Source organism: Enterococcus haemoperoxidus ATCC BAA-382 (assembly GCF_000407165.1).
In the GTDB taxonomy this organism is placed as follows: domain Bacteria; phylum Bacillota; class Bacilli; order Lactobacillales; family Enterococcaceae; genus Enterococcus_L; species Enterococcus_L haemoperoxidus.
Genome location: NZ_KE136479.1, coordinates 1,995,364 through 2,009,366 on the forward strand (window position 1 = coordinate 1,995,364; position 14,003 = coordinate 2,009,366).

The 14,003-nt window shown below is 36.6% G+C and carries 13 protein-coding genes and 2 tRNA genes; 1 reads left to right on the forward strand and 14 read right to left on the reverse strand.

Features of this window, described 5'->3' with window-relative positions; genetic code table 11:
• Window positions 1-38 precede the first annotated feature (38 nt).
• On the reverse strand, window positions 39-4,286 hold the full coding sequence (locus tag I583_RS09195) for a 2-hydroxyacyl-CoA dehydratase (protein ID WP_010760762.1): 4,248 nt from the start codon (window positions 4,284-4,286) through the stop codon (window positions 39-41).
• A gap of 192 nt (window positions 4,287-4,478) precedes the next feature.
• Here I583_RS09195 and I583_RS09200 point away from each other — a divergent pair, with 192 nt between their 5' ends.
• Window positions 4,479-5,087 carry a TetR/AcrR family transcriptional regulator gene (locus I583_RS09200; protein ID WP_010760761.1) on the forward strand — a complete coding sequence of 203 codons (609 nt, stop codon included), beginning with the start codon at window positions 4,479-4,481 and terminating at the stop codon, window positions 5,085-5,087.
• A gap of 71 nt (window positions 5,088-5,158) precedes the next feature.
• Here I583_RS09200 and I583_RS09205 read toward each other — a convergent pair whose 3' ends face one another.
• The 13 genes from I583_RS09205 to I583_RS09265 form a co-directional block, all read right to left on the reverse strand.
• Window positions 5,159-5,344 carry a hypothetical protein gene (locus tag I583_RS09205; protein WP_010760760.1) on the reverse strand — a complete coding sequence of 62 codons (186 nt, stop codon included), beginning with the start codon at window positions 5,342-5,344 and terminating at the stop codon, window positions 5,159-5,161.
• Between the two features lie 125 nt (window positions 5,345-5,469).
• Window positions 5,470-5,541, reverse strand: a tRNA-Gln gene (locus tag I583_RS09210).
• A 10-nt stretch (window positions 5,542-5,551) separates the two neighbouring features.
• Window positions 5,552-5,632, reverse strand: a tRNA-Tyr gene (locus I583_RS09215).
• Between the two features lie 91 nt (window positions 5,633-5,723).
• Window positions 5,724-5,957: a DUF2969 domain-containing protein gene (locus tag I583_RS09220; RefSeq protein WP_010760759.1), complete on the reverse strand. Its 234-nt coding sequence runs from the start codon at window positions 5,955-5,957 to the stop codon at window positions 5,724-5,726.
• Between the two features lie 140 nt (window positions 5,958-6,097).
• Window positions 6,098-6,952, reverse strand: a complete 855-nt coding sequence (locus I583_RS09225) for a hypothetical protein (RefSeq protein ID WP_010760758.1) — start codon at window positions 6,950-6,952, stop codon at window positions 6,098-6,100.
• Between the two features lie 18 nt (window positions 6,953-6,970).
• The gene (locus I583_RS09230) at window positions 6,971-7,741 is read right to left on the reverse strand and encodes a class D sortase (protein ID WP_010760757.1); all 771 of its coding nucleotides are present in this window, start codon (window positions 7,739-7,741) and stop codon (window positions 6,971-6,973) included.
• A gap of 1 nt (window position 7,742) precedes the next feature.
• A complete protein-coding gene (locus I583_RS09235; protein ID WP_010760756.1) occupies window positions 7,743-8,318 on the reverse strand; it encodes a hypothetical protein in 576 nt (191 codons plus the stop codon).
• Window positions 8,319-8,554: 236 nt separating this feature from the next.
• Entirely contained in the window at window positions 8,555-9,220 is a 666-nt protein-coding gene (locus I583_RS09240) for a CBS domain-containing protein (protein ID WP_010760755.1), read from the reverse strand.
• 4 nt (window positions 9,221-9,224) lie between these two features.
• The gene (locus I583_RS09245) at window positions 9,225-9,926 is read right to left on the reverse strand and encodes an ABC transporter ATP-binding protein (protein WP_010760754.1); all 702 of its coding nucleotides are present in this window, start codon (window positions 9,924-9,926) and stop codon (window positions 9,225-9,227) included.
• Window positions 9,926-10,702: an ABC transporter ATP-binding protein gene (locus I583_RS09250; RefSeq protein ID WP_010760753.1), complete on the reverse strand. Its 777-nt coding sequence runs from the start codon at window positions 10,700-10,702 to the stop codon at window positions 9,926-9,928. The genes I583_RS09245 and I583_RS09250 overlap by 1 nt, the downstream gene beginning before the upstream one ends.
• Window positions 10,683-11,651 carry a branched-chain amino acid ABC transporter permease gene (locus tag I583_RS09255; RefSeq protein ID WP_010760752.1) on the reverse strand — a complete coding sequence of 323 codons (969 nt, stop codon included), beginning with the start codon at window positions 11,649-11,651 and terminating at the stop codon, window positions 10,683-10,685. Before I583_RS09255 ends, I583_RS09250 begins: the two co-directional genes overlap by 20 nt.
• A 9-nt stretch (window positions 11,652-11,660) precedes the next feature.
• A complete protein-coding gene (locus tag I583_RS09260; protein ID WP_010760751.1) occupies window positions 11,661-12,539 on the reverse strand; it encodes a branched-chain amino acid ABC transporter permease in 879 nt (292 codons plus the stop codon).
• A 112-nt stretch (window positions 12,540-12,651) separates the two neighbouring features.
• Window positions 12,652-13,818, reverse strand: coding sequence for an ABC transporter substrate-binding protein (locus I583_RS09265; RefSeq protein ID WP_010760750.1), 1,167 nt, complete (start codon window positions 13,816-13,818; stop codon window positions 12,652-12,654).
• Between the last annotated feature and the right edge of the window lie 185 nt (window positions 13,819-14,003).

Genomic DNA, 14,003 nt, shown 5'->3' on the forward strand with positions numbered 1-14,003 from the left:
TTCTCGGGGTTAAACACTCCTGTCCCAACCTCAACTATTTACGAATGGACTTTTTCTTCATCCATCATTTTATTGGCCGTTGCCATCATCAAACGAATCCGATTCAGCTGATTCACTAATGACACACCTGGATCATAATCGATTGGCGCAATATTAGCTTTAGGATATTGACGGCGAAGTTCTTTCGTCACACCTTTCCCTACAACATGGTTAGGTAAACAACCAAAAGGCTGCATACAAACGATATTATTGACATCCGACTTTAATAGCTCAATCATTTCTCCTGTTAAGAACCAACCTTCACCTGTATGATTTCCGATTGAAAGAATTTTTCCAGCATCTTCAGCTAAATCATGGATAGAGCTCAGTCCTTCAAATCGTTTAGAATTTCTCAATGCCTTGTCCATTGGTTTCTCAACATATTCAATGATTCGGATGGCAAATTGAGCGAGATTCTTACTTTGTTTAGACATCCCCATATTATCGTATTTCCAAATTTGGTTATACAAAGAGTAATTCATAAACCCAACTATATCCGGTACAACGGCTTCCGCTCCTTCGGCTTCAAGCAAACGAACAATATCATTATTCGCAGTTGGTGAGTATTTCACTAAGATTTCACCAACGATTCCAACTTTAGGTTTCTTAACTTCGTTCAATGGAATTTCATCAAATTCTTTGATGATTTTTTTCATATTTCGATTGAATAAGGTTAATGAACCATTGCGAACATTTTTCTCGATTTTTTTTAGCCATTTAGCGTGAAGGGCATCGATCATTCCGACTTCTGTTTCATAAGGTCGAGTGCGGTAAACAACTCTCTCGAATAAATCTCCATATAAAAACGCTACAGCGACACGTTTCAACATTGGTAATGTAAATTTAAATCCTGGATTAGACTCAACCCCTTTATTTCCCATCGAAACTGAAACGACAGGAACTTGCGGGAATCCTGCATCGTTCAAGGCTTTCCTAAGTAACGGTATATAATTTGTTGCACGACAACCACCACCTGTTTGCGTCATCATCACGCTGACGTGATCTAAATCATATTCTCCACTTTCTAGCGCTTCAACTAATTGACCAATTGAAATGATGGCTGGATAACAGGCATCATTATTTACGTATTTCAGACCAACGTTTACAGCTTCTCGATCATCTGCTGGTAAACAAACGACATTATAGCCAGAAGCTTTTAAAGCCACATCTACTAAACCAGATTGATGAATTGGGCTTAACATCGGTAATAATAAGGTATGCGTCTTTTTCATTTCCTTGGTAAAGATAATTTTCTCCGGTTCTTCGTGCTGTAATTTTGGCTCAAAATTCATTTTTTCTCGCTCTCCAACAGCTGCTTTTAAAGAACGTAACCGAATACGGATCGCACCTAAATTCGAGCCTTCATCGATTTTCAAAACGGTATAAATTTTCCCGTATTGGTCCATGATTTCTTCGACTTGATCCGTTGTGACAGCATCCAAACCACAACCAAACGAATTCAGCTGAACCAACTCAAGATTCTTCGATTTCGCGACAACACGAGCCGCCGCATATAAACGAGAATGATACACCCATTGGTTCACAACACGTAAATTTCCGACATCACTTAAATGAGAAACACAATCTTCGGTCAATACATGGAAACCTTCTTGAGTGATCACATCTGCAATGCCATGATTGATTTCTGGATCCAAATGATAAGGACGGCCAGATAACACGATGCCCTTTTCCCCTTTTTGATTCAGCATCACGAGTGTTTCTTCCCCTTTATTGCGGATATCTTCTTTGAACGCATCTAATTCTTCATACCCATGTCGTAATGCTTGAGCAACTTGTTCAGCTGTGATTCCCAAATCTGCAAATGTTTCGCTTAAAACTTTGACAACCGATGCTTCATTAGCTAAATTGATATACGGATTACGATAATCGACTTTTCCATCACGAATGTCATCTACATTATTACGGATAACATCAGGGTAACTTTGTACAATGGGACAGTTAAAATGATTATCTGCTTCGGCTGATTCTTGGCGTTCAAAAACGACACCCGGGTAAAAGATCATCGGTATGTTTGAATCGATCAGCGCTTGAATATGACCATGAGAAATTTTTGCAGGATAACAAGCTGTATCACTTGGAATTGTTTCCATTCCTTGTTCGTACAACGCTTTGTTTGATCGTGGTGACAACTCCACTCTAAAACCTAGATCAGTGAAAAACGTATGCCATAGTGGATAATTTTCATACATATTCAAAACTCGTGGGATTCCGATTCTGCCATGTACTGCATCTTTTTCTTTCAACGGACGATATTTAAATAGTTTACGGTATTTATAGTCAACCAAATTAACTCTGCGATCTTCTCTTTTCACCTTTATTCTAGCGCCGCGTTCACAACGATTTCCAGTCACAAATTGGCGTCCATCAGAAAAAATCGTAACAGTCATCATACAATTATTTTCACATAAACCACAATGGGTAAACTCTTTATCTGCAGTAAAAGTGTCCAGCTCTTCCAAACCGAGAATCGTTGTTTCCTGTCCTAATTCATAATTTTCTAACGCGATCAACGCAGCCCCATACGCGCCCATCAAGCCTGCAATAGAAGGACGGACGACTTCTCGTTCACTAATCATCTCAAAGGCACGCAAAACAGCTTCATTATAGAATGTTCCACCTTGGCAAACGATTTTTTTGCCTAATTCTTCTGGACGTCGCACTTTGATTACTTTATAAATCGCATTTTTGATTACAGAATAAGACAAGCCAGCAGAAATATCCCCTACTGATGCGCCTTCTTTTTGCACTTGTTTGACTTTTGAATTCATGAATACCGTACAACGAGAACCCAAATCAACCGGCGCTTTAGAGCTCAGTGCTTCGAGGGCAAAGTCTTTTACATCAAAATTCAATGATTTGGCGAACGTTTCAATGAACGAACCGCACCCTGAAGAACAAGCTTCATTCAATTGAATGGAAGATAATACACCGTCTTTGATGGTCATCGCCTTCATGTCTTGACCACCGATATCTAAAATGAAATCAACTCCTGGCTGAAAATGATCAGCAGCTTTGTAATGAGCCATAGTTTCGACTTCTCCAATATCGACTTTCAATGCATTTTTGATCAAATGTTCTCCATATCCAGTCACGGCGGCTTTTCCGATAAATACATCTTTTGGTAATTGTTGGTACAACTCTTTCAAAACACTCATTGTTGTTTCTAAGGGCTGACCTTGATTGTTCCCGTAAAATGAAAATAATAGGTTGCCTTCTTCATCAATCAATGTAACTTTTGTCGTCGTAGATCCTGCATCGATCCCTAAGAAAGCAACACCATGATGGTCAGCTAACGCTTTTTCTTGTGCTTTAGCTTGATCATGACGTGTTCTAAACTCTTTTAATTCTACTTCATCTTGAAATAACGGCTCTAATGTATCGGTTGGTTTTAATTGTTCTTGATCACCTTTTGTCAAACGGTGGATCAAATCAGATAAGGTCGTTGGCCTTGCTCCTTCTGAGTAAATTGCCGCGCCCATCGCCACAAATAGTTGTGGATTTTCTGGAAAGATTACATCTTCTGGTTTCACATCTAAAGTTTCAATGAATCGTTTTCTAAGTTCAGACATAAAGAAAAGTGGACCACCTAAAAAGGCGATTTTTCCTTTGATCTTTCGACCAGCTGCGAGTCCTGCGATTGTTTGGTTGACCACTGCTTGAAAAATACTTGCTGAAATATCTTCTTTTGCGGCGCCTTCGTTGATCAAAGGCTGAACATCGGTCTTAGCAAAAACGCCACATCTTGATGCAATCGGATAGATTGTTTGATAATTTTTAGCCAGCTCATTAACTCCGTTAGCATCGGTTTTTAACAAAACCGCCATTTGATCGATAAAAGCACCCGTTCCACCAGCACAGCTCCCATTCATTCGCTGTTCTAATGCTCCTTCAAAAAAGGTGATCTTCGCATCTTCCCCACCTAATTCAATTGCTACGTCTGTTTCTGGAATGATCTCTTCTACTGTTTTTGTACAGGCAATTACCTCTTGAACAAAAGAAATAGTCAAGACATCTGCAAGTCCCATACCACCAGAACCTGTAATCGTCATTGTGATCGGTGTTTTTTCACCCAATTCAACCATTGCTTCATGTAAAACTTTTTCGGTTGCCGCTTTTACATCTGAGTAATGTCGTTCATATTTTGCAAATTTTGTATGATTTTCTTTATCAATAATTACTAATTTCACAGTTGTTGAACCAACGTCTATTCCTGCTCTTAATGTCATAATTTTTATCTCCTTAAATTCCATACCCTTTTATTTCACAACACTTTGTTGATTATCCTACAAGGTGTCTGATATAATACTTATGTATATTTTAGAAAGATTCTAATTTAATTGCAACTAGCAAAACACCCAAATTTGTGAGATAAGCAACAAACTTTCAAAAACTGTTGATTATTTCGAAAGGAATTTTTTATGTCAAAGAAAACCGACCTTCGGGTAATGCGAACACACAAAATGATTATTGAAGCTTTCTTTCACTTAGTAGATGAAAAAGGATACGACTGTATAACGATCCAAGACATTGCAGACGAAGCAATGATCAATCGAGCGACTTTCTATGCTCATTTCAAAGACAAACAAGACCTTTATGAACAAATTTTTGATTTTGCAATCAATGCCTTTACATCTGTTATCGACACAGAGCAGATTATTGTCAGCAATCGGATCAAAGTAAAACAGATTGAATTTTTACTGTCAAATATTTATATTAATATTCAAAAAAATAAAAATTTCTTTCTGACAATCATGGACGGTAGTTCAAACGAGTTGTTACGTAAGAAGTTAGCAGATATTGTTTATGAGAAATATGCAGATATCTTTTCTAAGCTAAAAATCACGGAGAATGATATTGAAGTGCCAATTGATTTTATCATCGAATATATGACTTCTATATTTATCGGGACACTTCATTGGTGGATCACAAGTGACACAGACATGTCTCCAAACCATTTAGCTAGGTTAGTTATTAAATTAGTTGGAAATGGCCATTTAACTGTTTTAGGGCTTGAAATCGATAAATAAATACCCATCTAAAGGAAAATAGCCTGAACCAACATTTTTATGTTGGTTCAGGCTATTATTAATTAAAAGATTTAGCGGTTCTTCGCACGCCATTTTTTTGTATGGGCAGTATCTCTAGTAGACACAATTTGGATGCCCTTTGCGTTGTCCTTATTTTTCTTTTTAGAAAAAAGATTTACTTTGACATCATATTTACCTTCACGTGCTAAGTCATAGACTTTTTCAGCCGTTTCAGTTATTTTCTCTTTGATATTCATTCCGTTCACTCCTCATACTTTTTCATTCACTTTATCACATATTCCGAAAAAAGAGAACAAAAGTTACTATCAAATTTTTTTAACAAAAAAAAGAACAACTCCATCTGAGTTGTTCTAATAAAAAACTGGGGTAGCTGGATTCGAACCAACGCATGACAGGATCAAAACCTGTTGCCTTACCGCTTGGCTATACCCCAAAGGTTAAAATGGAGGAAAGTGGATTCGAACCACTGAACCCTAAGGAACGGATTTACAGTCCGTCGCGTTTAGCCACTTCGCTATTCCTCCAAAAGGTTTTTAGTAACAAACCTGACTTAGTTATAATACAAAACTTTTGAACAAAATGCAAGCCTTTTTCGAAAAAAAGTTGTTATTTATTTTAGTCGTTTAAATTCCACTGACGAATAATGTATTCAATCGCTTCATCAAGCGTTTTCACAGTTGCTTCATTACGACCATCAATTACTACAGCAAACTTTTTTGTGTCTTGTGCTAAGACCTGACCGATTTCTTTTTTGCCGATTGTTAAGGTACTTACTGTAATTGTCTCACCATTTACTTTTTTTTCTGCTTCTTCTATTTTTACTTCTATATCTTTATTTTTCTTTGACATCTTCATCCCTCCAAACATCTATGTTATCACGTTACGTAAAAAAAAGAAAGTGGCGCAAAACATTTACGTTTTGTTCCACTTTGTCTTTTTTCTGAGTGAACAGACAATGCTACCAGACACTCATCAAATTTTAGTTGTATTTAAGCACTAAACAGCTGTTTTCTCTTAATCTCACTCAACACACCGAAAATAATACCGGATATGATGGACAAAACTCCAAGTATAATAAACAACCATAAAAAGCTTGATAAATAAGTCTGAATGAAATCATACATCGCTTTAGATTGAATCCCCAATCTTTTTAACGAGCCTTGGACTAAAATAACTGTAGGAGCTACAATCATCATCAAGCCGCTTCCTACCCAAATATATGCCCAATATCTCAATAAACGATGGAAATAGCCTCTTAACGAAGAGTATAAAGAGAAACTTAATAAGGCCCATAAAACACCACAAACTGCCATAAAAATGACCAATTTCGACTTATAGTTCATAACTTTTCGTCCGTAAGAAACTAAAAATGGCAATTCTATATAGCCTTTATAGATTTTCACAGCTTTGTCTGAAAGTCCCGTTATCGCAAGCTCTGATTCAGGAGTTGCTTGAATGGCTTTTTCATTCATATAATCTGTAATCGCTCCAGAAACAGAATCATGAATCTTTTTTTCATTAGAAATCGAATATTTTGTACCTGTATTGTACATCGCTTTAAAATACGCATCTACATCTGTCTTTACTAATTCTTTGCTGACTGCTTGATTCAAAACACCTTCTGGAATATTACTTCCCAAAGCACTATTTTCGATTTGTCGATTGATTTCTTCAGTTAATTCTGAATAATAATCTGCTTCAGCTGCTTGTTTTGCAATATAATTTTCACTAAAAAGTGTCAGTCTTAATGTCAATAAAATCAAAAAGGCAAATAAAAATACAGAGGATAAAAAGGCAATAAAAAAGCGAGAAAATACTTTCATTAAATGACCGCGTTTTTTCATCTGACTGATTCTCCTCCTTTATGACTTCTCATCAATGATTGGGCCAGATACATAATCTGCAGAAACGAAAACACGTTCTGGTGTTAGTCCAATCGCATCTAATGGATAACAAGTATAAAGGATCAATGATCTTTTTGAGCGGTCTCCTAATCTTGTCTGAATCGCCTGATCTTTATAGTCAGCAACTTTTACTTCTGTTACTTGATAAGTATAGTCACCATAGTGGGTATGAATATTGACTTCATCTCCGGGTTCTAAGTAATAAATTTTCCCAAAAGAGGGAAGATTATGCCCACCGATCAAAGTCGTACCAAGATCACCTGGAATCATACTGCCGAGGTATTGTCCTGCGCCTAAACGCAAAATTTCTTCACTATCTCCGTAATATAATGGTTCATTAATTTTAACTTTATCGATTACCACTTCACCAAATTGATCTCCTCCTACTGGATAGACCATATTCGAAGAAGCAATCTCGCCTTTTTCAGTCACTTCCGCCCCACCCACAACTGCTTGCTCTGACTCTTGATCAGTTCCATCACTTGCTTGTTCAACTGTTTTATTCGTTGTTTTATCTGATGAGGTTTGCTCTTTTTTTTGGTTTCTTTTTTCAAAGAGATTCGTCCCTTTTTGATCAAAAGACGGGGCATCATTTAGTGAAATCAATTCAACTGCTGAAGTAGCAAAATTAATGACAGGTGCACCAATTATGTAAATAATGAGATAGCCAAAAAACATAAAGAGAAGAGGCACGTAAATAAATGCCCCTACTCTTTTTAGTTGTTTCATATTATGCTAGTTTGTTCTTTCTGCTCACGAATACTGCACCTGCTGCAGCTACGATCAATGAACCAAAAGTAATTCCGCTTAATGCGTAATTTGATCCTGTATTTTTCACTGGAGTTCCAGTTTTGTAAACAGGCGCACCATTAGCATCTGTAATCGTCACTGCAGAGTAGCTTCCGCTACCAAAAGTGATTTTTACGCCAACAGCATTTCCAGCAGCAACTGCGTAATTTTGTACTTGAGAAATTACGTTAGCTGGCAATAATTTAATTGCACTTGCAAGTGAGTTAGCGCTTGAAGTATTAACAGATACACTTTCAACTAAACCACGTGCTGCTTGGATATTTTTTACAGCTTCATCTGCTTGAGCTTGTGTTAAATCAACACGTTTCAAGTGATTAGCTGCTGCGTTTGTTTCAGCCGCATCAAAATTAAATTTTTTGCCGCCGATTGTTGCGCCAGCATTCAATTCGTTAAGAATAGACTGCTCTGCTGTTGAAATAGCACCGTCAGCTGAAGCATTCGTTGCAAAGCTTACAGTTGCCACAATAGCAATGATAAATCCAATAACTTTTTTCATTTTTTCTCCTCCTATCTTAAAATATTTATAATCAATTACAGAAAATCTGTAATGGTTATACCAACAACAATAACCCCTATTGTTTTTAGGACATCATGAAAAGATATCAAAGAAACAAAATACTTTAATATCCCAACATTAGAAGATAAATTATTTACTTCACTATATAAAACTATCATATGCTTTAATAATAGTCAAACTCTTTTTCGGTAAAAAAAATCCTCTATCTCTTGTTACTATTCGGTTTTTGTAATTTTTTTAGATATAAAGGTTGTTTCAAAAACATCATAATTCGCTTCTTTTAAAATTTTCTCAATTTGTTGGGTTTCACGACTTTCGATTTGAAGCTCAATAATTGTTTCCAGCTCTTTTCGGTTTACGACAACTGTTAAAATACTAAAATTATTATCAGCCAATAACTTGGTAATACTCGCTAAAATCCCCTTATGGTCTTCTGGAATACGGAGTTGCACTCTGGTTCCACCGTCATTGTAGCCAGTAATTTTTAAAAAAGCATCAAAAATGTCATTATTTGTTATAATTCCCACAAGTTTCTTATTTACATCAACAACAGGTAAAACACCAATATTATTTTGGCGCATTTTGAAAATACCATCTTCTAACGATGCTTCTGGCTTAATCGTTTGAACATCTTTTACCATTATATCTGCCACCGTTGTCTTGTTAAGTAAATAATTAACCTCATAAACACTTAAACTTGTGGCTTTTGATGGTAGTGCTGACTGAATCGTTCCTTCCGTGATCAATCCTATCACTTGCTCTTTCTTAACTACTGGTAAACGATGAATATTATTTTTTTTCATTAAATCTACAGCGTCAAAGATTTTCATTTCAGGTTGCGCGACGACTAAATTTCTTGTCATAAAATCACTTACACTCATGTTCTTAACCTCCTAAGTATGCTTTTTTGACTTCTTCACTTTCCAACAATTCTTTTCCGGGTCCACTTAAAACAACTTCGCCTGTTTCTAAAACATACCCTCGATCTGCAATCGACAAGGCCATTTTGGCATTTTGTTCAATTAATAAAATTGTTGTTCCTTGCTTATTGATTTCTTGAATGATATTAAAGATTTCTTGAATGAAGATTGGTGCCAGTCCCATAGAAGGTTCGTCTAATAGTAGCAATTTGGGTTTGGACATAAGTGCTCTGCCCATCGCCAACATCTGTTGTTCTCCACCAGATAAGGTTGAAGCATCTTGATTTTTACGTTCTTTTAAAATTGGAAAACGATCAAATATCATATCGTAATCTTTTTTTAAATCGCTGTCTTTCCGTAAGAATGCGCCCATTTCTAGATTTTCCTGAACAGTCAAGCCAGCAAAAACATGGCGGCCTTCTGGTACTTGACATAGTCCTGCTGCCACGATTTTTTGCGGAACCATTTTGTGAATTGTTTGCCCTTCAAACGTAATAGTTCCATTAGATGGACGATTCAAACCAGAGATCGTTCTTAAAATCGTCGTTTTACCAGCGCCGTTCGCTCCGATAAGTGATACGATTTCTCCTTGTTCTACATTAAAACTTACGTCACGCACTGCTTGGATCACACCATAATGAACGGATAAATTTTCGATTGTCAGCATTATAGTTCACCTCCAAGATATGCTTCGATCACACGCGGATCGTTTTTGATTGCCTCTGGTTTTCCTTCAGCAATAATTCTACCGTATTCTAAAACATAAATTCTTTGACAGACATCCATAACTAAACTCATATCATGTTCAATCAAAACAATCGTAATTTGAAATTCTTTTTGTATTTTTCTGATTAACTGAGTTAAATCTGCTGTCTCTTGTGGATTCATACCTGCAGCTGGTTCATCTAAAAATAGAACTTTTGGTTGTGTCGCTAAAGCACGCACAATTTCTAACCGTCTTTGTTCTCCATATGGAAGGTTTTTGGCTAAAGTTTGAACTTTGCCTTCTAAGCCAAAAATCGCAAGAAGTTCGAATACTTTCTTCTCCATCTCATCTTCTTTTTTATAAAAACTTGGTAATCGTAAAATACTCGAAAGAATTCCTTCTTTATTTTTGCTATTCATTGCAATCAAAACATTGTCCATCACGGTTAAATCTTTAAACAACCGAATATTTTGAAACGTTCTACTTAAACCCATGTCAGCAATTTTATAAGGTTTCATGCCGTTTAATACTTGTTCTTTTCCTAAAACATCTAGGGTCACTGTTCCTTCGCTTGGCTCATAAACACCTGTTAACAGATTAAATAAAGTTGTTTTGCCTGCTCCATTTGGACCAATTAAACCAATCAGTTCATTCGTTTCTAAAGAAAGATTAACATTTGAAACGGCAGCAAGTCCACCGAAATTTTTAGTTAAATTACTAACGTTCAATAGAGGCATTTGATTTGTCCTCCTTTTTCTTGACTATTTTTTTTACGGAAAATTCCCAGGTTCCAAGTAGTCCGCCTGGTTTGAAAATCATGATGATAATCAAAGCTAATGCATAGATGATCATTCTAAGTGCACCAGCGTCTTGCAAGAACATATTCAAAATTCCTAGCACAATAGCCGAAATGAAGGTTCCCGTAACACTGCCGATTCCACCGAATACCACAATAATTAAAATATCGATTGATTTCATAAAGCCAAAATCTTTTGGTGCAATCGTTTGAACATAGCTTGAGTAAATCGCACCAGCTACACTTGCTGTAACAGCACCGATGATAAAGGCTGCAACTTTATATTTTGTCGTATTGACACCCATTGACTCAGCAGCAATTTCATCTTCTCGAATCGCCATTGTCGCACGTCCTGGACCACTATGAATAAAATTGACAATGATCAATGTTACAATCACCACAAATCCAAAAACAAGCGACCAGTTGACCATCGGAGGGATACCAAAGATCCCTGCTGGACCATTCGTTACATCTTTCATATTAATAATAATAATCCGAATAATTTCAGAAATACCTAAAGTTGCAATTGCTAGATAATCCCCTTTTAATCTCAGAGTTGGAATACCAACAACTAATGCCACGATTCCAGATAAGATAATTCCTAGCAAAATACCACTGAAAAAACCACCCATCGTTGGGTACTTGACTGACATGATTGCCGCACTATAAGCACCTATCGCCATAAATCCTGCATGTCCTAAAGAAAATTGACCAGAAAAACCGATAATCAAATTCAAGCCTAACGCCAACATAATATTGATCCCGATCGTAATCAAGGTATATTCAGTGAACGGAGTAATCACACCTGTTACATATAATATGTAAATGAAAGCGTAAGCTAGTGCAGCAATTAAAAGCCAAACAACGTTATATTTTAAATTCTTTTTCATGCATACCACCTACACTTTCTCTTTGATATTCTTGCCGAGAATTCCAGCAGGACGAATCAATAAAATAATAATCAACAATGCATAAACCACTGCATCTTTATAATCTGAAAACCCTAATGCTATCGTGATTGTTTCTAACAAACCAATTACAAAACCACCAAGCGCTGCGCCAGGTATGATTCCAATCCCACCTAAAACTGCCGCAACAAATGATTTAAGACCTGGGACCACGCCCATCATTGGATCGATAGAATTATAATACAGACCAATCAACATACCTGCTGCAGCTGCTAGTGCTGATCCTAAAGCAAATGTAAATGAAATTGTACGATTGACATTGATTCCCATCAATTGTGCTGCATCTGCATCAACAGAAACCGCCCGCATCGCTTTCCCCATTTTTGTCTTCTTAACGATTAATTGCAAAGCTACCATCAATACTAAAGAAATTACTAAAATAAGTACTTGAATATTTGATATTTGAATAAACCCTAATTGATAATTTTTGAATTCAATTGCTTGTGGAAATGATTTTTTTTCAGGTCCTAACCAATAAATCATTCCGTTCTGTAGTAAAAATGAAACACCGATTGCTGTGATCAATGCTGCGATTCTTGTTGATTTTCTTAATGGTCGATATGCCAAAAATTCAATCACAACTCCAATCACGGCAGCTCCTACCATAGATAAAATCAAAGCTGGAAAAAAGCCTAAACTTAATTTGTTGATAAAAAAATACCCCATAAATCCACCCAACATATAAATTTCTCCATGAGCAAAGTTGATCAATTTGATAATTCCATAAACCATCGTATACCCTAAAGCTAATAGAGCATAAATACTGCCAAGAAAAAGCCCATTCACCAATTGTTGGATAACTACTTCCATGTTTATCACTTCCAATATTTTAGTATAATTGCTGTTTGATTAAAGAAAAGAAGGTGGACAAAACACGGAACCTTGTCTCACCCTCTTTAAGTTTCATATGAATAATTGTATTTTAAGGATTTACTGCATCCGCAGATGTTTCTTTTCCTTCTGTCAAACCTAGTACTACAGCAGATTTTTCAGGATTGTGATCTTTATCCATCGTCATTTTTCCTGTTACGCCGACAAAATCTTTTAATGAAGCTAATCCTTCTGTGATCTCTTTTGAATCAGCAGAATCTCTATCTTCCATTGCTTGTTTCAACATGTAAACTGAATCGTAACCCAAAGCGTTGAAAGCAGATGGCTGTTTATCATATTTTTTCTTAAATGCTTCTACAAATGGTTTTACTTTATCTGTTGCAGGGGCTTTTTCTGAGAAATGACCTGTGTAATAAACGTCAGATACATTTTTTGCTCCAGCGATTTCAACTAATTTTTCATCACCGAATCCGTCAGCACCAAGAATTGGTTTGTCGATACCCATCTCGCGTGCTTGTTTGATGATCAAGCCAGCTTCTGCATAGTAACCTGGAATGTAGATTGCATCGTAATCCAGGTCTTTGATTTTCGTTAAAATAGCTTGGAAATCTTTGTCTCCCGCTGTAAAGGTTTCTTCTTTAGCGATTTTACCTTTAAATGTATCTTTAAATGATTTCGTCAGCCCAATTGCGTAATCACTTGAATTGTCACCAATGATCACAACATTTTTAGCTTTTAAGTTGTCTTGTGCGAAGTTCGCTAAGATGACTCCTTGGAAGGTATCTTGGAAACAAGCTCTGAAAATATACTCTTGCACTTTATCATTTACAACAGTGATGCTATCATCCGTACCAGAAGGTGTGATTACTGGAACTGCTGCTTTCGTCATATTTGGAATCGTCGCTTTTGTTGCACCTGATGTTGCTGGACCCACTACTGCAACGACTTTATCTTTTGCCGTTAAGTTGGCTGCTACTGATGTCGCTTCGCCATTTTCAGATTTGTTGTCTTTTTCGATCAATTCTAATTTTTTCCCTAACACGCCACCGGCTTCGTTGATTTCTTCAACCGCTAATGTGATTCCTTCTTTTTCAGCGTTCCCGTACGCCGAAACATCTCCAGAAAGTTCCATGTTCATGCCAATTTTGATCGTATCGCCTTCAGCCTTATTTCCACCTCCGCTTGCGCCTCCGCCAGCTGTTGGACCGCATGCTGCTAGTAAAAATAGACTAGCAAATAAAAAGCTAAATTTTTTCATTTTGTTTCCCCCTTGATTTTAAAGCTTGATGTGTTGATTAGCTCTGACTGGAAAATAAGAAAAACAGAATGTGGTGCTTTTTGCCACAATCAGTTTTTATCCTTTTTCCAAAGAGCTAACACAAAAAGCTAGATGATTTTAAAGCTGATTGTGTTGGTCAGCTCTGACTGGAAAATAGGAAAAAC